Genomic DNA, 2252 nt, shown 5'->3' with positions numbered 1-2252 from the left:
GAGGACAGGTCAGGCAGCAATTAGGCGAATCTGCCAATACGCGCTCGGCCTATATGACATGGAACATGCGGAAAATCTAAGCGCCGATGCAGCGCAAGAGGCGCAAGCCGATTCGGCGCCGGGCCGTGCCATGCGAGTCGCGGCGGCTTTGCAAGCGAAGGGTGGCGAGGAGTTCGCCAAACCCGGCAGCATCGTTGAGATCAAGTTCGTGAAAGGCCAGTCGCTCAGCCTGACGGCGTCGCGATTGCTCGCCTTGATGATTCTGACCGCAGGCGGGGATGCCTGGCAGGACCGGCCGCATCGGATGCGCAAGGCCGATATTCGCCGCGGTCATAAGGGTAATGAACGTATCTCCGACATGCTGGAGGAACTTCACCGGACCTTGTTTGCGATCGACGACCGGTCCTGGCGGGGTAAGAAAGCGACGCTGCGTTTTTCGCTGATCTCGTCGTCTCGCGAAGAGGCGGAAGATACAGACGGCGCGGATGCGGGTTGGATCGAATGGGAGTTTACGCCTGATGCGCGCAAGCTCATCCAGGAATCCGAGAGCTATGCCGTTCTTAATCGGCAGGCGGTGCTGGGCTTCCGATCGAGCTATGCGCTCAAACTCTATGAGATTGGATCGCTGCGGCTCCATCGCCGGCAGTCGACCTGGAAGGGCGATATGGCAGCGCTGCGTGCAGCGCTCGGAATATCACCTGAGGTGTATAAGGATTTCGCGCAACTCCGTCGCAAGGTGCTCGAAAAGGCAAAGGCCGAGATCGACCAACTGGCTCACTTCCGAGTCGAGTGGAAGGAGATACGACAGGGCCGAACGGTGACCGAGATCGAGTTCCGTTTTGAGCCGAAGGATGCGCCAGCGCAGATCGCGACCGTCGATGAGATTGAGCGGCACTCGACGGGACGCAAGGCGCGCCGGGAAGGGGCTGTGGAAACGGTCGCCGACACGGTGGAAGTGGGATCGGTCGTGAAGGCCGCCATCAGCGCGCTTATCGCGCCGGAGAAGAGTTCGGAAATCGTCTTTCCGCAAGGGACGATCCGGTTCAACGCGGAAGGGTTGGCCGCGATTGCCCGTTCGCATGGGGGCGGATGGGATATCGATCTCATCGCCGACGCCTATCGCCAGCAGATGGGCGACCGCTTGGCGAAGCTCAAGGGCGCGAAGCTGACGAGTTCTTGGACGGGTTTTTGCGAGAGTTTCGTTGCTCGAAGGGGCCGCCCATAAGCGAAATTGCACCGGTGCAATTTCGTCGTGCCCCCACCGAGTCAGGATGGGCCGCCCGATAGGGCGTTTGGTAACCGCTTTCGCCGCTATAGTCGTCCATAGCGGTGGCCCACTTTCGAAATAGCGCTTCTGTTTGACGAAAAAGCGCAAGTAGCGCTACTATGCCCCGAGTTTCGCAAAGGGGCGCCCTGTGGCAGCATCACTAGACATCGACGACACTCATGACCTTCTCTCGGTCGCGACGCTTGCCCAGCGAACCTCCTCGGTGCTGGAGCGCCTTCGCGACTCTGCGCGCAGCGCACGGGCGGATGAACGCCGCGAGCCCACCTTCCCGATCGGAAAGGCCGCTGATCTGGTCGGGCGGACGCCTGCTGCAATCCGCGACGCGGAAAAGGATGGGCGTCTTCCGCCACCCCCGCGAACCGAGAATAATCGCAGGGTTGGCTACACCCTCGCCCAACTCAACGATATGCGAGGTCTGTTCGGAACTCGGCCGTGGCGCGCGGCCGACGATCCATGCTGTGTCATCGCCGTCCAGAACTTCAAGGGAGGCGTCGGCAAATCGACCTTGTCGGTCCACCTTGCCCAATATCTCGCGATCCAGGGCTACCGCGTTGCCCTCATCGACTGCGACAGTCAGGCTTCGGCGACGACATTGTTCGGCTATGTGCCTGATCTCGACCTGAGCGAGGAGGACACGCTGTACCCGTTTCTACGAGAGGAGGAGATGACCTCGCTCGATTATGCGCTGCGCAAAACGCATTTCGACGGTCTCGAACTGATCCCGGCAAATTTGCGACTGTTTCAATCGGAATATGAGATCGCGGCCCGAATGGCGCGAGGGCAGGGGGGGCTTATCGATCGTCTCTCCGAGGGTATCGCCAGCATCTCCGATCGCTTTGATGTCATCGTCCTCGATCCGCCACCAGCCCTCGGAGCCATCTCATTGTCGGTGTTACGCGCCGCCAACGCACTCGTCGTGCCGGTGCCCCCAACCGTCATGGACTTTTCCTCGACCGCGGCGTTT

The 2252-nt window shown here is 60.7% G+C and carries 2 protein-coding genes; both read left to right on the top strand.

The window, feature by feature from the left end; all coding sequences use genetic code 11:
* Positions 1-58 precede the first annotated feature (58 nt).
* Positions 59-1225, top strand: coding sequence for a replication initiation protein (locus tag ACEK02_RS03735; RefSeq protein WP_371420459.1), 1167 nt, complete (start codon positions 59-61; stop codon positions 1223-1225).
* Between the two features lie 190 nt (positions 1226-1415).
* On the top strand, positions 1416-2252 hold an 837-nt coding region (locus ACEK02_RS03730; protein ID WP_371420458.1), incomplete at its 3' end, for an AAA family ATPase.

The organism is Tardiphaga sp. (assembly GCF_041424195.1).
Taxonomy (GTDB): Bacteria; Pseudomonadota; Alphaproteobacteria; order Rhizobiales; family Xanthobacteraceae; genus Tardiphaga.
Note: the sequence above shows the minus strand (reverse complement) of the source record. Positions and strands in the feature narration are given on the sequence as shown.

Excerpts from the sequence above, each read along its gene's own strand:
- ACEK02_RS03735 (WP_371420459.1), top strand. The coding sequence starts at position 59 with ATGGAACATGCGGAAAATCTAAGCGCCGATGCAGCGCAAGAGGCGCAA.